This window comes from Salinilacihabitans rarus (genome assembly GCF_024296665.1).
Lineage (GTDB): Archaea > Halobacteriota > Halobacteria > Halobacteriales > Natrialbaceae > Salinilacihabitans > Salinilacihabitans rarus.
Window position 1 is genome coordinate 1,300,337 of the sequence record NZ_CP100762.1, and the last position, 20,596, is coordinate 1,320,932.

The 20,596-nt window shown below is 65.5% G+C and carries 16 protein-coding genes; 5 read left to right on the forward strand and 11 right to left on the reverse strand.

Translation table 11 applies throughout. The features are described from left to right. Positions 1-25: 25 nt before the first annotated feature. Positions 26-1,837 carry an ABC transporter ATP-binding protein gene (locus NKG98_RS06880; protein ID WP_254768921.1) on the forward strand — a complete coding sequence of 604 codons (1,812 nt, stop codon included), beginning with the start codon at positions 26-28 and terminating at the stop codon, positions 1,835-1,837. A gap of 1 nt (position 1,838) precedes the next feature. Here NKG98_RS06880 and NKG98_RS06885 read toward each other — a convergent pair whose 3' ends face one another. From NKG98_RS06885 to NKG98_RS06915, 7 genes are all read right to left on the reverse strand, one after another. Further along, entirely contained in the window at positions 1,839-2,801 is a 963-nt protein-coding gene (locus NKG98_RS06885) for an NAD-dependent epimerase/dehydratase family protein (RefSeq protein WP_254768922.1), read from the reverse strand. A 63-nt stretch (positions 2,802-2,864) separates the two neighbouring features. After that, positions 2,865-3,803 carry a glycosyltransferase family 2 protein gene (locus NKG98_RS06890; RefSeq protein WP_254768923.1) on the reverse strand — a complete coding sequence of 313 codons (939 nt, stop codon included), beginning with the start codon at positions 3,801-3,803 and terminating at the stop codon, positions 2,865-2,867. Positions 3,804-3,997: 194 nt separating this feature from the next. Continuing rightward, complete coding sequence (locus NKG98_RS06895; protein WP_254768924.1) at positions 3,998-5,152, reverse strand: glycosyltransferase family 4 protein; 1,155 nt, start codon at positions 5,150-5,152, stop codon at positions 3,998-4,000. Positions 5,153-5,194: 42 nt separating this feature from the next. After that, positions 5,195-6,628, reverse strand: a complete 1,434-nt coding sequence (locus NKG98_RS06900; protein WP_254768925.1) for a sugar transferase — start codon at positions 6,626-6,628, stop codon at positions 5,195-5,197. 164 nt (positions 6,629-6,792) lie between these two features. Continuing rightward, complete coding sequence (locus NKG98_RS06905) at positions 6,793-9,240, reverse strand: MFS transporter (RefSeq protein WP_254768926.1); 2,448 nt, start codon at positions 9,238-9,240, stop codon at positions 6,793-6,795. Positions 9,241-9,538: 298 nt separating this feature from the next. Next, the gene (locus NKG98_RS06910) at positions 9,539-10,447 is read right to left on the reverse strand and encodes a glycosyltransferase family A protein (RefSeq protein WP_254768927.1); all 909 of its coding nucleotides are present in this window, start codon (positions 10,445-10,447) and stop codon (positions 9,539-9,541) included. Between the two features lie 70 nt (positions 10,448-10,517). Beyond that, positions 10,518-11,372, reverse strand: a complete 855-nt coding sequence (locus NKG98_RS06915; RefSeq protein ID WP_254768928.1) for an FkbM family methyltransferase — start codon at positions 11,370-11,372, stop codon at positions 10,518-10,520. A gap of 487 nt (positions 11,373-11,859) precedes the next feature. Between NKG98_RS06915 and NKG98_RS06920 the strand changes: the two genes are divergently transcribed. The 4 genes from NKG98_RS06920 to NKG98_RS06935 all read left to right on the forward strand — a co-directional run bounded on the left by NKG98_RS06920 (position 11,860) and on the right by NKG98_RS06935 (position 15,850). Further along, complete coding sequence (locus NKG98_RS06920; RefSeq protein ID WP_254768929.1) at positions 11,860-12,525, forward strand: polysaccharide deacetylase family protein; 666 nt, start codon at positions 11,860-11,862, stop codon at positions 12,523-12,525. A 432-nt stretch (positions 12,526-12,957) separates the two neighbouring features. After that, positions 12,958-13,845: an FkbM family methyltransferase gene (locus tag NKG98_RS06925; RefSeq protein ID WP_254768930.1), complete on the forward strand. Its 888-nt coding sequence runs from the start codon at positions 12,958-12,960 to the stop codon at positions 13,843-13,845. Between the two features lie 149 nt (positions 13,846-13,994). Beyond that, positions 13,995-14,942, forward strand: coding sequence for a glycosyltransferase family 2 protein (locus NKG98_RS06930; RefSeq protein ID WP_254768931.1), 948 nt, complete (start codon positions 13,995-13,997; stop codon positions 14,940-14,942). After that, complete coding sequence (locus NKG98_RS06935; RefSeq protein WP_254768932.1) at positions 14,939-15,850, forward strand: glycosyltransferase family 2 protein; 912 nt, start codon at positions 14,939-14,941, stop codon at positions 15,848-15,850. The genes NKG98_RS06930 and NKG98_RS06935 overlap by 4 nt, the downstream gene beginning before the upstream one ends. Here NKG98_RS06935 and NKG98_RS06940 read toward each other — a convergent pair. The 4 genes from NKG98_RS06940 to NKG98_RS06955 form a co-directional block, all read right to left on the reverse strand. Then, entirely contained in the window at positions 15,843-17,027 is a 1,185-nt protein-coding gene (locus NKG98_RS06940; protein ID WP_254768933.1) for a glycosyltransferase family 4 protein, read from the reverse strand. The genes NKG98_RS06935 and NKG98_RS06940 overlap by 8 nt on opposite strands. Before the next feature lie 69 nt (positions 17,028-17,096). Further along, positions 17,097-18,341, reverse strand: coding sequence for a glycosyltransferase family 4 protein (locus NKG98_RS06945; RefSeq protein WP_256558477.1), 1,245 nt, complete (start codon positions 18,339-18,341; stop codon positions 17,097-17,099). A 104-nt stretch (positions 18,342-18,445) separates the two neighbouring features. Continuing rightward, positions 18,446-19,585, reverse strand: a complete 1,140-nt coding sequence (locus NKG98_RS06950; protein WP_254768935.1) for a glycosyltransferase family 4 protein — start codon at positions 19,583-19,585, stop codon at positions 18,446-18,448. A 5-nt stretch (positions 19,586-19,590) separates the two neighbouring features. Further along, a complete protein-coding gene (locus tag NKG98_RS06955) occupies positions 19,591-20,595 on the reverse strand; it encodes an SDR family oxidoreductase (RefSeq protein WP_254768936.1) in 1,005 nt (334 codons plus the stop codon). Between the last annotated feature and the right edge of the window lies 1 nt (position 20,596).

Here is a 20,596-nt window from a genome sequence, read left to right on the forward strand (position 1 = left end):
CCGTCGTCGGTTCACTACGTCTACAATGCCCGAAACCGATACGTCCGACTCCGGCCCGACGTGGCGCGACAAAGGACGCGCACTGTACCGCGTCGCGACGTTCCAGCCGAAGTTCGCCCTCGCGGTGATCGCCTTGAGCGTCGTCGCCGCGCTGCTCGAGGGGGTCGGGTTGAGCTTCATCATGCCGATCGTCGAGGTCGCACAGACCGACTCGCCGGCCGAGAGCGCAGACGGCCTGCTCGAGGCGTTTCTGACGATCTACGAACGACTGGGGGTCCCGTTCACGCTCGGGTATCTGGTCGCGGGGGTGACGGGAGTGATGGCGGTGCGGTTCACTTCGTCGTTTCTGGTCGGGTGGGTGCGGGCGGCGATCGAGACGAAATACGTCAGACACCTGCAAGAGGAGGCGTTCGACCGGGCGCTGGACGCGAAAGTGGCGTACTTCGACCGGGAGGGGTCCGACGAAATCCTGAACGTGATCGTAACCCAGGCGGGGTACGCGGGAAGCGTTATCACCTACGTGTTGCGCTCGATCGAACAGGGGTTGCTCGCCGTGATGTACCTCGCTATCGCACTCTACCTGGCGCCGCTGTTGACGGTACTCGCGGCGGTGTTCCTTGGCGGTGTGACGCTTCTGTTCAAGCACGTACTCGGTACGGGCTACTCGATCGGAGAGGAAGTCGCCGACGCGAAAGAGGGCATCCAATCCCGGGCTCAGGCCGGAACCCAGGGCGTCCGGGAGATCAAGCTCTTCGGGATGATCGACGAACTTCGGGACGGTTTCAGCGAGTCGGCGGAGAAGTTCGAACGGAACTCCATCAGGGTCGAACGGAACGACTCGGCGATCACGAATTACTATCAGCTCGTGACCGCCGTGTCCGTCTTCGGCCTGATCTACCTCGCGCTGGCGTTCTCCCCGTTGAGCCTCGCTGAACTCGGCGTGTTCCTGTTCGCGATGTTCAAGCTCGGCCCCAAGATCAGCAACCTGAACAGGCACCTGTACCGCGTCGACAGCCAACTTCCACACCTCGTGCGAACGCAGGCGTTCATCGACGAGATCGAACGGAACCGCGAACCGACCGCCGCGTCGAGGGCGGTCCCGGCTCCCGTCGACCGGATCGAGGTCGACGACGTCCGGTTCAGCTACGACTCGAACGACGAAACGGTGCTCCGTGGCGTCTCGTTCGAACTCGAACGGGACGAGTTCGTCGCGTTCGTCGGCCCGTCCGGAGCGGGAAAGTCGACCGTCGCGTCGTTGCTCGCCAGGATGTACGAACCCGACGGCGGCGAGATCCGGGCCGACGGCGTCCCGGTCGACGAGTGTGACGTACAGGAGTGGCGCTCTCGGGTAACCGTCGTCAGACAGGATCCGTATATATTCAACGAGACCCTCCGGCGGAACGTGACCGTCGGGAAGCGAGACGCTACGCGCGCGGAGGTCGAACGGGTGTGCGAGGTCGCGCAGGTGACCGAGTTCCTTCCCGACTTGCCGAACGGATACGAGACCGTACTCGGCGATCAGGGGGTGAAACTCTCCGGCGGCCAGCGACAGCGGGTCGCGATCGCGCGGGCGCTGTTGAAAGACGCCGACCTGTTGATCCTCGACGAAGCGACGAGCGATCTGGATACGGCACTCGAACGGCGCGTTCACCGGGGAATCGAATCGATGGACCGGGACTACGCGATGCTGGTGATCGCACACCGCCTCTCGACGGTGACGAACGCCGATCGGATCTACACGATGGAGGACGGTGAAATCGTCGAGGTCGGGCCCCACGAGGAGTTGCTGTCGAACTCGAGTACGTACTCGTCGCTGTACTCGTTGCAGTCCCAGTAACCTAGGGACCCGACGCCGACGAGTTCGACAGGATCCGTTCGAGCACGGCCGGCCGCTCTACGTACCAGTCCACCGTCTCCTCGATTCCCGCCGAAAACGGATACCGCGGATCGTAGTCGAGGACTCGTCTCGCCCGTCCGATGTCCGCGACGTACCTGCTCACCTCACCCGTTCTGGTCGACTCCACGACGATCTCCGACTCGTTCGACGTCAGGTCGGCTACCCTCCGTGCCAGTTCGATCAGCGACGTTCCCTGCCCGGAGGCGATGTTCAACGTCGTGTCCGCGACTTTGTGATGCCGTTCGATACAGCCGTAGAGCCCATCGACACAGTCGTCGATGTACGTGAAGTCGAGTACCTTGTTCGCGCCGTAGACGATCAGATCGAGGTCTTCGTGACACCGGGCGACGAACAGGGGGACGACCCGGTCCGCAGCATCGTATCGCCCGTACACGTTCGAGAGTCGCACGATGGTCGTCGTCAGGTCGTAACACTGACCGTACGCCGTAACCATGGATTCGCCGCCGATCTTGCTCGCCGTGTACGGGCTCTCGCTGGTGTCGGCGTAGGTCGCCGACTCGTCGTAGACGACCCGATCGGTGTTCCCGTACACTTCCCTCGAACTGGCGAAGACGAACTTCGAGATCCCGTTCTCTCGGGCGAACTCGAGCAGGTTGAACGTCATCGTCACGTTCTCCATCGCGAGTTCCGGCCGCTCGACGAGTCGGTGAACCCGTGCGTGCGCTCCGAGGTGGATTATCGCGTCGAACTCCGACGACAGGTCGTCGAGGCCGCCCCTCTCGCGGAGGTCGACGAGTTCGGTCACCGCGTCGACCTCGTCCGACCAGCGGTTGGGGGTAACGTCGACGCCGGTCACGTCGTAGCCTTCGGCGTGTAACCGTTCGACGAGCGCCGTTCCTATCATTCCGCTACTTCCGGTGACGAGGATGGATTCGGGAGTCATGATTCGGTCTCGGGTATCGGTTTCGTTCGCCGGAACCGTCCGCTTGCCCCGTTCTCGAGCGTCTCATCCGTCGGCGTACGGGGCCGCCAACCGTTCGCCGACCGGTCCGTCGAACCGATCGAGGAGCAACTCGTCGAGGTACCCCCGCAACCGCCATCGGGAGGCGCTGTCGTCGTCGAGGACGACCCGTCCGAGTTGCCGCCACACGGGCGTCCCGTACTCCACGTCGACCAGCAAGCGAAACAGCGAACGAGGGTACGTTTCCGGGAAATTCTTCCGCCGAAATCGCAGGCTGTTGCGCCCGTACCAGTACGATACGCGCTCGCTCTCCGCCTGCGACGCGTTTATGTGGTACACGAGTGCCCTGGGGTGATAGACGAGCGTCTCGTCGCGTTTCCACAGTTTCGCCATCACGTCCAGTTCCTCGAACTGTGGATGGCCTTCGTAGTCCGGGTCGAACCCGCCGAGGTCCTCGATCGCGTCGACGCTGAACGACATGTTCGCTCCGACGAGGAAGTCAGTTCTGACGGGTGCCGACGGGATCCACTTGTAGGTACGTTGCGTGTGTTCGCCGTACTGGTTGATGAAGTTCTGATTCGTCGGCGAGGTCTCGACGTCGTACTGGAACGCGAGGTCTTCGTCCGTGACCGGAGCGGGCCCGCCCACGGCGACCGCGGAGTCGTCCCACTCGTATCCGCGTTCGATCCCTTCCAGCCACGTCTCCCTGGGAACGACGTCGTCGTCCAGAAAACAGATGACGTCCCCGTTCGACAACTCGATCGCGTCGTTTCGCCCTCGCTGTAGGCTGGTGTCCTCTCCCCTCGCGTGGTGACGGAGATCGATCGACCGTCGGCCAAAGCGCGACGCGTGCGATTCGACGACGCGTCGCGTCTCCTCGTTGGCGCCGTTGTTGACGACGATGACCTCGTCGGGGCGGGACCGCTGCGAGACCAGACGTCCCAGCAACCGATCGACGTGTTCGGGCCGATCGTACGTTACCACGGCGACTGTCGTCGTCAGCGACATCACGCAGTGACACCTCCTGACAGGTTCTACCGTCCTCGACGAGACGTATAACCATTATTCACGACACGAGATAATTACATTATTCGTGTGCAAATGTCATAAAATATCGTGACGTAAGCTCTCGAATTCCGCGCGCGAAGATCGACTCCCGGGGCTCGGCAGGGCCACGATCACGAGCGGGGGTTCGGCCGCTTCCCGTCGGTGGGGCCCGTTCGTCCGGTCCGGTCGACGATCGCCCGTAAACGTCGGGTCGTTTCATCGACGGTCCGCCGCCACTCGTACCCGCGGGCTCGGATCGCCGACCGCGGGGACCGCTCGATCGGCGCCGTCAACTCGCGTTCGAGCGCGGTCGCGAACCGCTCCGGGCGGCCGACCGGGACGGTCCGTCCACACCCCTCGACGAGCGACACGAGCTGGTCGAGATCGCTCGTGACGACGGGCGTGTCGGTCGCCATCGCCTCGAGGACGGTCCGCGGAACGCCCTCGGAACGGCTCGGGAGTACCAGCACGTCGGCGCTCCGGTAGATGCCCGGCATTTCGTCGTACGAGCGCTGCCCGTGGAACGCCACGCGGTCGTCGATCGCGAGGTCTCGAGCGAGCGATTCGAGGCGACCCCGAAGCGGGCCGTCGCCACAGACGTGAAGTTCGACGTCCGGAACCGCGTCCTCGACCCGGGCGACCGCACGTATCGCGTCCTGTGGCCGTTTGCCGTCGACCAACCGTCCGACGAACAACGCCACCGGGCCGTCGTGGTCGATCAACTCGCTCTCGGGGCCGTCGGGCGCGAACCGGTCCGCGTCGATCCCGTTCGGAACGACGTCGACCCGACTCGAGACGCCGACCTCCCGCAGGCGACGTTTCTCGGGCTCCGTGTAACAAAACACCACGTCGGCCCGGTCGAACGTCCACCGGCCGAGCGACTGCAGGTAGAGGTCGAACGCCCACTCGGGTGCGTTCTGCGAGTACAGCCCGTGGTTCGTGATCGCCAGCGGAGGGTCCCCGAGCGCGCGCCTCGCCGCGGCCAGGTTCGTCGAGAAGTACAGGTGCGAGTGAGCGTGAACGACGTCGAACCCCTCTGTGGCCGCCAGGTACCGTGCCACGCCGGGGCTGACGTCGTTTCCGAGCGGCGCGAGGGCCGGATCGAACCGCACCACCGCGTACCCGTCGCGCTCCTCGATCCGGGGGCGGTCGGGGGCGTGCCGGACGGTGAGGACGGTCACGTCGTGGCCCATCGCCGCCTGATCGCGGCTCATCGCGTGGACGTGGTACGGACCGCCGCCGCTTACGTCCGGGTAGACCTTCTGGGCGACACGCAGGATCCGCATCGGCGTGTTACCTCCTCGAAGTCCCATACGATTCGTCCCGATTCACCCTCGCAAGACGCGGTACACGTCCTCCAGCACCAGCCACAGTTGCCGGATCACGATCTGGAGGTCGAACCACAGCGACTGTCGCCGGATGTACTCGAGGTCGTAGCGAAGTTTCGCATCCGGGTCGGTGCTCTTCGCGTCGTTGATCTGCGCCAGACCGGTCAGGCCGGGCTTGACGAACCACCGCTTGCGCCACGTGGGGGCGTCGCACTCGAGCAACTGCTCTTCGTCCACCCACGCGGCTCGCGGCCCGACGACGCTCATCCGACCCGCGAGGATCGACCACAACTGCGGAATCTCGTCGAGGTGCGTCCGCCGCAGCGTGTGGCCGACCCGGGTGATGCGGTCGTTCTCCTCGTCGTCGGTCGGGACCGCGGACTCGTCTTCGGGGACCATCGTCCGGAACTTGTACACGCGGAAGGTGCCCCCGAACCCCGCCGTCCGCTCCTGCCCGTACAGCACCGGTCCCGGGCTGTCGAGTTTGATCGCGACCGCGATAGCCAGCACCAGCGGCGCGAGCGCCACCAGACCGACCGCGGCGAACGTCACGTCGAAGACGCGCTTGAACAGGTGATCGATCGGGTCCCACGGTTCGAGGTCCACGTCCACCAGTTCGCCGACGTCGTCCGCCGAAACCAACACGTTGTCGGCGTACTCCCGGTGTACTTTCGCGTCCACGCCGTGCTCGTGACACGCCTCCAGCGCGCCGAAGAACTCCGCGCGGTCGGCACGCCGGAAGGCCAACACGACGGTGTCGACGTCGTACTTCACGAGGACGTCCCTGAGCCGCGATAACCCTCCGAGACGGTGCAGGACGCCCTCGTCGCGCGTCGCGGCCGTCTCGCCGACGTCGTCGCCGGCGGTCGTCCCGCCGTCCGCGGCGGGTTCGACCGGTCCGCGGTCGACGTCGGCGATCGACGGACAGAGGTAGCCGAGAAGCGGCGTCCCGACCTCCGGCGCGATCCGTTCGATCTGTTCGCGGTCGTCGCCGACGACCAGCGTTCTCCCGGGGTCGCCGGTCGGTCGGCGAATCCACACGAACCACGCGGGAATCGTGATCGCCAGTAGCCCGACGGCCATCACGAGCGTCGCTCGCGGCAGGCGGTAAGACCACTCGAAGTAACCCAGCGTCGCGAGCGCGAGTCCGCCGATGAGCACGCGTTTTTGCGCGAGAAATACGGTGTCGAGGATGCGTCGCGGGTGGGGCTTGTAGAGCGGAACGAGACTTCCCGCGACCGCGAGCACGCTCAGCGCGAGCGCCCAGTACAGCGATTCGCCGCTCAACACCGTCACGTCGAGGCGGTTGAACAGCGGCACGTACGTCGTAAACAGCGACTGGGAGAGGCGGTGGTTCGCGACCGTAACCGCTCCGACGGTCAGTACGACGACTCCGAGGACGCTCACCGCGCGGTACCGCCAACCCGTGACCATTCATCACGTACGGCACCGGCGAATAGTATAATGCATTTGATGATTCCTCGTGACGGTTTACGAATGTAAACTGAATTGTGTCGTTCGAGCCACAATCACTCCGTAGAGCGTGTGTTCTCGCCGACGAATCGGTAGCCGCCGGCCGACGACCGCCCGGAACGGGGTCAGTCCAGTCGTACTTCCGACCCGTCTTCGACCGCCGCCGTCGAGACGCGGACCTCCCGGTCCCCGACGGAGTAGTTGCCGGGGTACGGCACCGTCACTTCCAGCCGGCCGTCGTCTCCGACGGTCACGTCCCGTTCGTACGCGATCGTCTCTCCCGAGACCGTCACCTCGGTCTCGACCGGCACCGTCTCTCCCGGTTCGCCCGGCGCGGTGATCGTCGCTCCCGGCACGACGGCGAAGGCCGTCACCTCCTCGTCCACGTACACCGCCCGGTAGTGTTCGAGCGCCTCGCCGCCGTCCCCGCCAGCGCCGAGGTCGTCGTGGAGTCGCGCCTGGGTGCTGTCGGCCGGGTACTCGGCCTCCACCTCGGTCAGGACGACGTACCCCACGTCGCTGCGGTCGAACTCCTCGTACCAGCCGTCCGGGTCGTCGCCGGTCCGGAACGCGTCGAAATTGTCGAAGGCGTACTCGTAGTCGTCCGCTTCTCCGCTGACGAAGTAGTTGTACATCCGGTTGTGTCCCCACACGCTCAACACGAAGTTCTCCGGGTACTCGCGGTCGACGGCGTCGGCGTCTTCGTCGATGGCCGTCGCGGCGCCGAACTCGGCGTCCCCGTGTGCCGTCTGACCGACCAGAGACGGCGCGTAGATCAGGCTCACCCCGCAGACCAGCAGCGCGATCCAGACCAGCGCGAAGAGCGTGCGACGGTCCCGCGGAACGACGATGCTCGGTTCGGGTTCGCCGCCGTTGGCCGCGACGGCCCGAGTCGTCGCGCTCCGTCCGGCCCCTCCGTCGCCCGCCGACCTGAACGGCGCGGGCTTCCGGGCGAGACCCGCCCACGCCAGCAGGTAGACGAACCCGAATCCGCCGAGCACCGAGAGCGGGATCGTTAGCTGGCCCGCGAACCGGCCCTGGATCGCCGCGAGCGCGAGCCAGAAGACGACGTACACGGAGAGCAACAGCCACGCGGGCTCGTAGCGGCGGTACGTCGCCCAGCACGCCCACCCGAGGACCAGCAGCGCCACGTAGAAGCTGAGACCGATCTGCGACACGGGGCCGAACACCACCGCGTCGTCCAGACCGAACAACGACGCCGTCTCCGTGATGTCCTCCCTTGCGACCAGATCGACGGCTCGGTCGGAGAGCCTCGCCCACTCGGCCGGGGCGAGACCCCGGAACGCGACGAGGCCGCCCGCGACCAGAATCGGTTCGAGTCCGACGAGGGCGGCCGCGGGCCACTCCCGACGACGCCACAGTTCCCCGAGTCCGACGACGGCCACCGCTCCGAGCGCGACGAGCAGCGAGACGCGGGGGACGAACGCGCCGTGCCAGCCCCAGCGAACGTGCAAGAACGCGGTGAGCGCCGCGCTCAGGCCCAGCCCGACCAAGATCGGCGCGTTCGCCGGTGCGGGCGGGAGGTCCGCGCGAACGTCGAGGGCGACCTTCGTTCCGACGTACGCCGCCGCGGGGACGAGCATCAGTATCGACCCGCCCCAGGCGAGGACCGAGAACGCGAGGGCGACCCCCAGTACGACGGTCGCGACCCGCGTCCACGGGCGTCGGAGGTGCTCGCGGATCGCCCGCCGCGTTGCGGAACGGGCGATCCGCCGTCGCCGCAGGTCGACGGCCAACCAGGCGAGCGTCGTCAGCGTGACCCCGAGCCAGAAGTACTGGTGTAACCGGTGTTCGAGGAAGCCGATGCCGGAGTACACGGCGTGAACCGGCGCGAGTGCGAGGAGGACGACCGACGCCACCCCGACTCGTACGTCGTCCGCGACGACGACGGCGAGCCAGTAGACGACGATCCCCAGCGCGACCGCCCCGACGACGGGCAGCCACGCGGCGATCGTCTCCGCCGCCCACTGGTCGCCGCCCAGCAACTCCGCGAGGAACCAGTTCGAAGCGTGGGTTAGCGGCCGCCTGCTCGCCGCTCCCTCCGGCATCCGCGCGACGACCGCGACGTCGGTGATCCCGTCGGACTCCGCGAGCAGCGCCTCCAGCCAGTAGCGGTAGTGGTACGGATCGTTTCCCGGCGAGACGACGCGGCCGTCGCGGAACACCGACCGGTAGTTCAGGATCCGCATCCCGAACAGGAAGACGAGCGCGCCGGCGAGGGCCGCGGCGGCGCGGGGGTCGAACGCGACCGGGAACGAGAGGTCGACTCCCGAACTCGCGGCGTCTTCGACGGCGATCGGTTCGTCGGCGAGGCCGGCCCGAACCCCCTCTCTACTGGCGATACGGTACTCGCCGTCGACCTTCGCGACGATTCCGCGAGAGACGAGTTCGCCGAAGGTTCCCGAGTCGAGCGACAGGTCGTCGAACGTCCAGGTGTCGTGCTCGGCGTCGACTTCGAGCACGGTTTCGATCACCCGCTCCCCGTCGGGATACTCTTCACAGAAGGACGTCACCGCGTCGGCGACCGAAGGCGGGTCCCGGTCGTCGCCCATCAGTCGCCCCCCGTCCGTGACCGGTCTCGATGCGGACTCCACCGCGTTCGACCCGCGGACGGACCGCGACGCGGACGGCTACCCGCGACGACCGGTCCGCGATCGACGCGACGGCGAACGGTCGGATCCCGTGATCGATTTCGAGCCCTCATGAGACATCTTTCGGGGGCCGTTCCCGACGCGAGGGTATTGTTTGACCCCACCTACAGCCGTGGCTCCCGATTTCAGAACGACGTTACTCACGGGAGCGACGGACCCTGCGACCCGGAGGCGGCGACGGGGCGCGAAACGCGAGAGTTCACGGATCGAATCGTCGGGTCGCTCGCGATCTGACGTACGACGGAACGTAGCTCAGTTGTAGTTTCCCCTTTTCGAACAGGAACTGGAAGACCGATCGCGCCCGTCGGGGATCCGCCATCACCGCTTTGTGAAACGCCTTGGCTGCGTTCGATAACTCGCGGCGCCGCACGTAGGACTTGCCCAGAACGTACCGATACTGGGCGCGATACGAGGACGGTAACTCGTCACGGAACTCCGCGAGGAACGCGGTCAGTCCGGCGATCTTTTCGGCATCGTTTCCGGTGAGTTGTCCGTCGTGTCTGTGGTATCGGTACAGCGGGTCGTCGATTCCGACCAGACGGTACCCCCGGAGGAGTCGTATCCAGAGTGCGACGTCGTCCATGTACCCGATCCGTTCGTCGAACGATCCCACGTCGGCGAGTGCAGACGCCCGTACCGTCAGCCCGCCCGTTCTCGCCTCGGTCTCGACCGACGGTCCGAGGTCGGCGGGCGAGGTCATCGCGGCGGCCGCGCCGTGTACGTCGACCGCTTTACCGTCCCGGCAGACTTCGAGAGCGACGAAGGTGCCCGCACACCGTCCGGATTCCGATCGGAGCGTTTCTATCGACCGCTCCAGAAACGTCGGTTTCAACTCGTCGTCGGAATCGAGAAACGAGACGAACTCCCCTTCGGCGGCGTCTATCCCGCTATTTCGCGCGGCCGAGGGGCCTCGATTGGTCTCGTGCGAGAGGAGCGTGACCCTGTCGTCCGCGTAGTCGTCGACGACTGCATCGGTTTCGTCGGTCGATCCGTCGTCCACGACGACGAGTTCGAAGTCCCGAAACGTTTGCTCGAGCACGCTGTCGATCGCCCGGGGGAGGACCGCGGCCCGGTTGTACGTGGGAACGACGACGCTCGCGGTCGTCATGCGGACCGTAGGCGCAACAGGTGCAAAAACACCGGGGGACGGATACCGGGTGGGCTACCCATGCGAGCCCTCACGCTGACCGTTCGGCACGGACGAAGTGCCCGCCGTCCCAGTCCCACAGCCGTTCGGTTTCGAACCCGCGGTCGTCGAGCCAGTCGTAGAGTTCGGTCGCGGGCGCGCTGGCCTCGTAGTAACTGTCCGACGTGATCACGTCGAGGTACACGAGTCGACACCCCGCGATCGATCGCTCCAGTCCCTTCAGCACCTCGAACTCCGCGCCCTCGACGTCGACCTTGAGCACGTCGGGTGCGGGGACGTCCCCGTCGACGAGCGCGTCGCCCGTCGTCGTTTCGACCCGGATTCCGTCCGACGCCCGATCGGAGAGGTATCCGAACTCGCCCGCACCCGCGTCTTCGGTTATCTTGAGCGTCCGTTCGCCGCTTTCGCGTTCTGCCAGCAACGCACGCTGGTACACGTCGGCCGAGAGACCGTTGAGCGCGAGGTTCTCCTCGATTCGCGCGACGTTGTTCGGGTTCGGCTCGACGCCGACGACGTATCCGGACTGCAGTTTGGCCGCCGCGAAGCAGGTGTAGATGCCGATATTGGCGCCGACGTCCCAGAAGACATCGTCCGGTTTCAGGTGATCCAAGATGTCGCCGAGGACCGGGAACGACGCGTCCGTCTCCGGATACCGCTGGAACAGCAGGTACTCGTCGACGTTCGCTATCTTGAATCGGAGCGTCAGTCCGTGGCTCGTGATCCGCTCTTCGGCGGGAACGAACGGCGAGAGGACCGCTCGATAGGCCTCCGACGCCTTCGTTCCGAGTTCGTACTGCCGTAACGGATCCTTGACCGGTTCCGGGACGTATCGAACCCCCTCCCTGACCGCGGATCCCACCCCGACGAGCAACTTCGCGAACTCCATACCCACTGCTGGCCGCGGACCTACTTATTTAAACCCGGCATATCGCCTCGATCGCGAGGTCGACGTCCATCGGTGCGCGGTAAATGGTTCATACAAAGTCGAGAAGCGGGCTCATCGGGCTGTTACGAGCCGAACTCGGACGCGATACGTCACAGACGAACGCGGAGGCGGGCGACTCCGACGGTGTCCAGCGCGCTGTGCAGCGGATGCGGCGCGATGTAATACTGAAGTAACAGGGCGGCGTCGGTTGAAATCGATCGCGAAGAGATGTTCCTAAACGTCCGGTTCGGACGACGCTCGCTCGAAGCGCCGTCGCGTTCGATATCGGCTGTACCCGTGCGAGCGACGCCGAGGTCCGAAGTCGGTCGCGTCGCTACTACACCTCCTCATGATTCCGAAACAGCGTCTCCTCCGGGGCCTTAACGCCCGTACGAACTTCGTTCATCTGTTCGCGGACTGTCACCCGGTCGTCCTCCAGTACCACTCCGTGAACGGAACCGGGTGGGACGACGTTCCAGCCGACTGGTTCCGGGCGCACCTCGACTGGCTACACGCGCGGTACGACGTCGTCGACCTCCCCGACGTGATCTCCCCGACGACGGGTAAAGGGGTCGCGCTCACGTTCGACGACGGACTGCGGAGTTTCCACCACACGGTCTTGCCGATCCTCCGGGAGTACGACGCGCCGGCGACGGTCTATCTCATCGGCGAGGCAGTTCTCGACCCGAAAGGCGAGTACATGCCGGTCGAGTCGGATTACATGACTCGGGATCAGTTGACCGAGATCGTCGACGACCCGCTGGTCACCGTCGGAAACCACACTCGGAGCCATCCGAAGCTCTCCGAACTCGATCGAGACGCGATCGAGTCCGAAATCACCGAGGGAAAGGAGATCATCGAGGAAGAACTCGGCGTCGACGTCGATCGGTTCTGCTACCCGTTCAACGACTACGATGCGACCGCCGTCGACGTGGCCCGCAGACACCACGCGACGGCGGTCACAAGCGGCGGCGAGCAGCGACTCATCACGTCCGAGACCGATCCGCACAGGATTCCGCGAACGAGAGGCGAAAAACCACCGACAGAAGTGCGATGGCTCGTCCCCGACCTGCCGACGCGACTCGTGGGGGGCTACCGGCGACTCTTCGGGTGAGATACGGTGCTATCGTCGAAGTCGAGATGGTGTCGGCGTTGAACGGTGCGTTCTCTCGATTGGTTGGCTGACTTCGGTATCCGTTCTCGGAACTGTTTGACGCCGGATCACGTGCGGCCGTATCGGACGCCGCACCAGGACGACGGTATCATCCGACGCGCCAAACGGCAGGACAGCCGCCAGGAGATCGCCGATGCAGAAACCGGGTCCGTACCGAACCGGACACCGGAATCGTATCTCTCATCCGGACGTCCAAGCCCTCGTTACCGGAACGGAAACTCGGCGAGATACCGGCGGGAGTTACCGTTCGCGGTCGTCGGAAACGAGAACGACGCCCTTCGTACGACCGACGAGCGGCGTTTCGTCGACCGGATGACGATTACGATGCTGTAGCCGCCGGGTAATATTGTAGACCGGGCGGCAAGGGTCGGTATGAACGTCGTGGATATTATCACCAATTCGGCCCCCGGGATCAAGCGAGGTGTTCGATACGTCCCGGAGCCGGTCAAGTCCCCGCTTCGTCAACTCGGCGTCAAATCGATCCTCTCGGACGCCTATCGGCGGCTCCTCGACCCGTTTTTCCCGACCGAACAGCGAATCACCGCCCACGGGCTCACGGTGCGGTTCAAAATCGAGGACCCGGAGGAGTATTTCGTCTTTCAGAAGTACCCCGAGACGGACGCGTCGTTTCCGGTCCTCGGCGACATCTTGACTCGTCTAGAGCCGGACGACGTCTTCTGGGACGTCGGCGCCAATATCGGCATCTACACCTGCTTCGCGGCGGCCAAACTGCAGTCCGGCGGCGTCATCAGTATCGAACCCAACCCGAACAACGTCGCGCGAATCGAGGAGAACCTCGCGCTCAACGGCCTCTCGGCGGAGGTTCACGAGCGCGCCCTGATGGCCGAACGCGACGAGGGCGTGCTACGGATCTACGAGGACGCGGACGCCGGCGCGTTCGGATTCCTCTCCGAGGACGGATCCCCCGTCCGGAGCGAGTCGCTCACGATCGACCCGACGGAGAGCGTTCGCGTCGAAACGACGACGGGCGACGCGCTCGTCGACGGGGGCGTCCCCACGCCGGACGTCCTCAAAATCGACGTCGAAGGCGCCGAACTCGACGTCCTGCGAGGGCTGGAACGAACGATCACGCGGGAAGGAGTTCGGGTGATCTACGTCGACGTGATCACGTCGGACGAGTTTTACGACCGACCCATCGCCCCGGACGAAGTGTACGAGTGGTTCGACGACCGCGGGTTCGAAACCGAACGGCTGTGGGACTGGGACGGCGGGCACTTCGTCCGCTGCGAGCGGCCCTAGCCGGTGGACGTGTCGTTCCGTCGCGCGAAGCTACGCGAACCGTCCGACTGCCGACCGGCCGCGCGGCCGGCGACCGGTCGCCCAAGGATCGTTTGTTTCACAGTAGCGTACATATAACAATGCGAGTCCCATTCGACGTCCACCGGTGAATGGCCCGCGTCAGCGTTATTACTCCCACATATAACGACGGCCAGTTTATCCCCCGAGCGATACACAGCGTCCTCGGGCAGACGTACGACGACGTCGAACACGTCGTCGTCGACGACGCGTCGACCGACGAGACGTCCCGCGTACTCGATCTCTACCACGATCCGCGGATCAAGACGGTGACGCGGGACACGAACGGGGGGCTCGCAGCGGCGCGAAACGACGGGCTCAGGGCGGCGGAGGGCGAGTACGTCGTCTTCCTCGACGCGGACGACGAACTGCTCCCACACGCGATCGAGACACTTCTGGAACTCGTCGAAGCCGGCGAGTGGATCGCGGTGTGTCCCTCCCAGCTGTGGATCTGGCGGGACGGAACGACGGAAGTCGATCCCGCGCCGCCGCGACCGATAACGAGCGAGGACATGCGAACCGACGGGATGCACGTCGTGGGCGGCGTCGGCGGGATGATGGTCGAGGCGGAGACGCTCGAGGACGTCGGCTCGTTCGACGAGGAGCTCCGGTACCTCGAAGATTACGACGTCTGTCTTCGACTCGCCGAAGCGCACGCGCTCCGCGGAACCGACGAAATACTGTACCTCTACCACCGAGGCTACGAGGGGCAGTTGACGACGCACAAGGACGAGTATCTGAGCGAACGACGGCTGTTTCTGAAGAAGAACCGGGATCGGCTCTCGAACCGACACCGGTCGAAGCACTACTACCGACTGGCTCACGCACACGCCGAGACCGGCCGGATGGACGAAGCGCTGTGGAACCTCCTCGACGCGATCGCCGCGTACCCGTACAGGATCCCGTACTACTACTACTTCCTCTCGATCGTCCTGGGTGAGCGGGCGTACGGTGTGGCCTCGAAAGCCCACGAAGCGATCAAGCGGCGGGTCGTCTCGGTGCTCCCTCGGAACCGACCCGGGCCACGACGAAACAGATGAGCACCGTCAGCGTCGTCACCCCGACGTACAACCACGCGGACCTCCTCCCCCGGGCGATAGAGAGCGTCTCCGAGCAAACGTACGACGACGTCGAACACGTCGTCGTCGACGACGCGTCGACCGACGGTACGAGGGGACTGATGGCCGACCACGACGATCGGGTCCGGTACATCAGAAAGGCGGAAAACGACGGGCTCAGCGAGACGCGCAACGTCGGCATCCGGAACGCGAGCGGCGACCGTATCCTCTTTCTAGACGCGGACGACGAACTCAGAGCGGATGCGATAGAGAGCCTGATCGAGCATCTCGACCGGGGGGAGTTCGTCGGCGTGATCCCCTCGAAAGAGAAAGTAGAGACGGACGGGAGCGTCAGGTTCGAGATCCTGGAGCGGGGCGTCGTAACCGCCGACGATCTGCGCGAGGCGAACGTGCTCGGCGGCATCGGGGGCGGCCTGTTCGAACGGGCCGCGCTCGAAGCGGTCGGCTGCTTCGATGCGGAACTCAGACACAGCGAGGATTACGATCTGTACCTCCGTCTCGCCGAGCGGTACTCGCTGTACGCCGTCGACCAGCCCCTGTACGTCCACTACACGGGGTTCGAAGACCAGCTGACGTCCGAACGGGGACACTACGAACACAGGGATAGCATCAGACGGTTCCTGCGGAAGCACGAAGGTCGGCTGTCGTCGTACCGACTCGCCGAGCGCCACTACAATCTGGCCCACGTCTGCGCTCGACAGAACGACCCGGGAGAGGCGGTCGGGGAGTTGAAACGCGCGATCGCGGCCTTTCCGTACCGACCGCCGTACTACTACTACCTCGTCGCGACGAAAGCCGGGTCGAGACAGTACGACGCGGCGCGAACGGTACACGAGACGGTCCGGGAGTGGCTCTCGAGGGTCACGTGACGCTGCGGTACTCCCGGAGGAGGCGGTCGAGAACTCGTTCGGGTTCGAACCGTTCGAGTCGCGCCTCGCACCGCTCTCGGAGCGTCGACAGCGACCCGGGGTCGTCGTAGACCGACGCCAGTTTCGCGCGCAAGTCGTCCGGGTTCCCCGGTTCGAACGTCAGACCCGCGTCCCCGACGACCCACGGGGGACCGCCGACGTCGGAGACGATGGCCGGCGTACCGTACTGCATCGATTCGAGGACGGCGCGGCCGAACGGCTCCGGCCAGGTCGCCGGGTGGACGAAGACGTCGGCCTCGTCGTAGTACCGCGGGAGGTTCGAGTGGGCGATCCAGCCGTGGAAGGTGACCCGGTCTGTCGCTCCGGTCGACTCCGCGTACGTTTCGAGCGCCTCCCTGTCGGGCCCGTCACCGACGACGTGTACGCGAATCGGACGTTCGAGGCGCGCGGTCGCAGCGAGGAGCGTCCGGAACCCCTTGTACTCCTCCAGACGGGCGACGGCGAGGACGTCGAACGCCGTCTCGTCGAACCGATCGGTCCCCGACGGGGGAGCGTCGGCCGCGACGAACCCGGGCTCGTAAAAATTCGGAACGACCGTGATCTCGACGTCGAATCCGACCGTCGCGTACACGTCTTTTACCGCCGGACTCTGCGCGAACAACTTGTCCACGCGGTCGACCAGTCGCGGAACGACGTTCGTTCGACCGACGTACACCGGCGATTTCAGCAGCTTTCGTACCATTCCGGTGTCGTCGTGGACGAACTTGCGGTAACTGGAACAGTGCTCGTAACAATCTGGCGTCATCTCCCCCTGGTTCGTACAGAACAGGGCGTACGAGTTGAGCCTCCCCACGACCGGCGTCTCGCCGTCTCTTCGGTACAGCCCGGCTGCGGGGAGCAAGATCGGCGCGAACACGTGAAAGACGTCACACTCGTCGTGGCGATCCATGAGTCGTGCGACCTCGCGAATCCACCGCACGGCGTGTGCCGATCGATCGATCGAACGCTCGACGACGGAGTACGGTCGCTCCGTCGGCAACTCGTTTCGTTCCCGGTCGATCGTCAGCAGCGTCACCGTGTGACCGCGCTCCGAGAGCGCTCGGGCCAGGGCGTCGAGGCTGACGTTCGATCCGCCGCCGCTGACGGAGAGCTTCTCACACAGGATCGTGACGTGCACGGTCGATCACCGTTCGGTAGCTTGGGGGGTCGGATCGGTGCGTCTCACGACGGGTCCGTGACACACGGGCTACAGTTCCACACTGATCTCCGACCCGCGTCCCCGATCGGAGACGGCTCCGTAAATTTCTAGGAGACCCCCGAGGACGCGTTCCCTGTCGTACTCCCTCGCCTTCCGTTTTCCGCCCCGTGAGAGGGCTCGAAGGCGATCACCGCGAACGAGTCGGAGGATCGCCTCGCGGAAGCCCCCGACGGAGCCGTCGGTAGTCACCCCGCCCTCTCCGATGATCTCCGCCACGGCTCCGTACTCGCTGCTCACGATCGGCGTCCCCGTCGCCAGCGCCTCCAGATATACGCGAGCCAGCGGCTCCTCCCAGATGCCGGGGTAGACGAAACAGTCGTGCTCGGCGTACACGGGCGGCAGTTCGGCGTTCGGGACGAACCCCGCGAACTCCACGAGGTGGTCGACGCCTCGCTCGGCCGCCTGCTCCCGGAGCGTCGATTCCAGTCCGCCGGTTCCGACGACCGTGAGTTCGAAGTCGAACGCGCCGTCGGTCGCGGCCTCCAGGATCGGGATCAGCTTCTTGACTCCCTTGCGCTCTATGAGTGAGCCGACGTACAAGAGCCCGTACGGCTCCGCGAAGTCGCTTCGGTGATCGATGGAGAACTCCTCGTCGACGGGATGCGGAACGACGTGGATGCGGTCGCGGTCGTACCCGAACCGGACGTAGTTCTCTCGAACGTGGTCGGAAGGGGCGCGGAACGCGTCGACGTGCGCGAGGCGTCGTTCGGCCGACCGGACCAATCGAAGGGAAAAGAGCTGGCTCGCCGTCCGGTAACAGTATCCGTACTCCTCGTTTTCGAATCCCGTGCGGGCGATGCAGTTCAGACACTTCGGGATCGACTTGCGCTCGCACTGTCGCTCGTTCAAGTAGAGCAAATCGTTCTTCGGGCAGACGCCCTGGTACGCGTTCAGCGTGACGACGGTCCCCGCATCCGTCTCCTTCCCAACCGCCGCGATCGCGGGAATCAGCGACATCAGGTAGCTGTGGACGACGTCGTACTCGCCGAACTCGTCGAGTCTGGCGGTGACCTCCTCGTTCAACCGCGTGTCCGTGTGCGGGTGACGGCTGTTCCCGGTGAGATATCGGTACTCGACCCCGGGCGTTTCGAGGTCGTCCGACGGCGTTTCGGCGCAGTACACGCACACGTCGTGGTCCGTCTCCGCGAGTCCGTTCACGACCTGCGTCGCCGTGTGAGTCGCGCCGGTCCCCTCCGCCGTCGGAAAGTGGGGATGGATAAAGGCGATCCGCATCGCCGACGGGTACCACGCGGGTTTCTATAATAGGCCGTCACGACGTCCGTGACAGTGTTCGGATCCGATGCGTGCCGGCGGGAGCGTTCCTCGACGGCTCGGACTCACGGGGAACCGCGGCGAACGGCACGTTCGAACGCCTCGACGAGTATCTCCTGCGTGTAGCCGTTTTCGACGATCGCCCGCCCTCGCTCGCCGAACCGCCGTCGTTTCGTCGGATCGGCCGCCAGTTCCCGAATCGACCGGCAAAACCCCTCGACGTCGTCCGGGTCGTGGAGGTATCCGCACTCGCCCTCGGCTACGGTGTGTTCGATCCCGCCGACCGAACTGCCGACGACCGGAAGCCCCACGGCCATCGCTTCGACGACGGTGATGCACAGGCCCTCGAACCGCGACGGCTGGACGTAGACGTCGATCGAGTTCAGGAACCGCGGCAGGTCACGAACCGCACCGAGCAACTCGACGTTTTCGAGCCCCGAGGACTCGATCCGGGACTCCAGCGCCGGTCGCTCGGGGCCGTCGCCGGCGATCCGGAAGACGACCCCGCTCCCGGCGAGTTCCTCCGCGACGGCGAGGAGCGTCCGGTAGTTCTTTTGCTCGGACAGCACCCCGACGCTTCCGACGACCACCGGGTCGGCGTGGCCGTGTTCCCGCCGTTCGAACTCGCTCAGCGGGACGCCGGCGATCGGAACGGTTCGGACGAACTCGTCGGGCAACTCGAACCGCTCGCGGAGCATCTCCGCGACCGGCTCCGAGTCGGCCAGCACCACGTCGCTCAGCCGACACGTGGCGCCGAACAGCCGCTTCCTGAGGGCCGATTTGAACCGTTCGTTGTGTTGCCACGTGGCGACGACCGCGTCGCGGTTGAAGATTCCGGCGAGTCGGACGAGGAGGACCGAGTGAAAGAGCGAGCCGACGATGACGTCCGCGCCGGCCACCGCCGAAACGAGCCTCGAAACGTCCCGAACGCTCCCGATCCTCGTACAGTCGAGGATCGTCCGATCGGCGGGGAGCCGTCGGTCGACGAACGTCTCCTCGTAGCCGGCGACGGTCACGACGGTGACGTCGTATCGATCGTCGTCCAGTCCGTCGAGCAACCGGCACATTCCGACTTCGGCCCCGCCCGTGTCGAGGGCGTTGATCACGTAGACCAGGTTGCACTCGTCCGGTTCGCCGTCCGTCCCGGAAGCGCCTTCCCCCGAGCCCCGCGGAATCGTGCCCGGCGTGTGGCTGAACGCGTCCATGTCGACTACGCGATGGGACTCGTCCGCGACTCCATCACCAGCGGTTCGTACCAGTCGCGGTTGGCTCGGTACCAGTCGACGAACCGGGCGACGCCCTCGCGGATGCCCGTCGTCGGTTCGTAGTCGAGCAGGTCGCGGGCTTTCGAGACGTCGGCGTGGGTGTGCCGGGCGTCGGCCTGGCGGGCGTCCTCGTAGACGGGGGTGACGTCCGCGCCGGTCTCGGCGACGACGTGGTCGGCGAGTTCTTCGATCGTGATCGTGCCGGTGGAGCCGACGTTCACCACCTCGCCGTCGGCGGCGGCGGTTTCGAGCAACGCGAGGTTCGCCTCGACGACGTCGTCGACGTAGGTGAAGTCCCGGGTCTGCCGGCCGTCGCCGTAGATCACCGGCGGCTTCCCGTCGAGACACCGCGAGGTGAAGTTCGTGATCGCCATGTTCGGGCGCATCCGCGGCCCGTACACCGTGAAATACCGCAGGCTCACCGTCGGCACGTCGTAGATCGTCTCCCACACCCGACAGTAGTGCTCCGCCGCCAGTTTCGTCACGCCGTACGGACTCTGCGGAGTGGTCGGGTGCTCCTCGTCGTACGGCAGATACTCGACCTCGCCGTAGACCGACGAGGACGAGGCGTTGACGAACCGGCGGACGCCGTACTCCTCGGCCGCGAGCAGGAGCGTCACCAGTCCCGTCGTGTTGATCTCGTGTGGTTTCATCGGGTTCTCGACGCTCGTCCTGACGCCCGCCTGCGCGGCCTGGTGGAAGACAAAGTCGACGTCACGGGTCGAGAACAGGTCGGCGACGAGGTCCGCGTCGGTGATCGACCCCTCGACGAACTCGAAGCGGTCGCCGCCGACCTCGCGACACCGCTCGAGGTTGCGCTCCTTGATCCGGAGGTCGTAGTACGGGTCCATCGCGTCGAGGACGACGACCTCGTGTCCGCGTTCGAGCAGTCCGCGGGCGACGTGCGAACCGACGAACCCCGCGCCGCCGGTGACGAGAGCGCGCGCCATC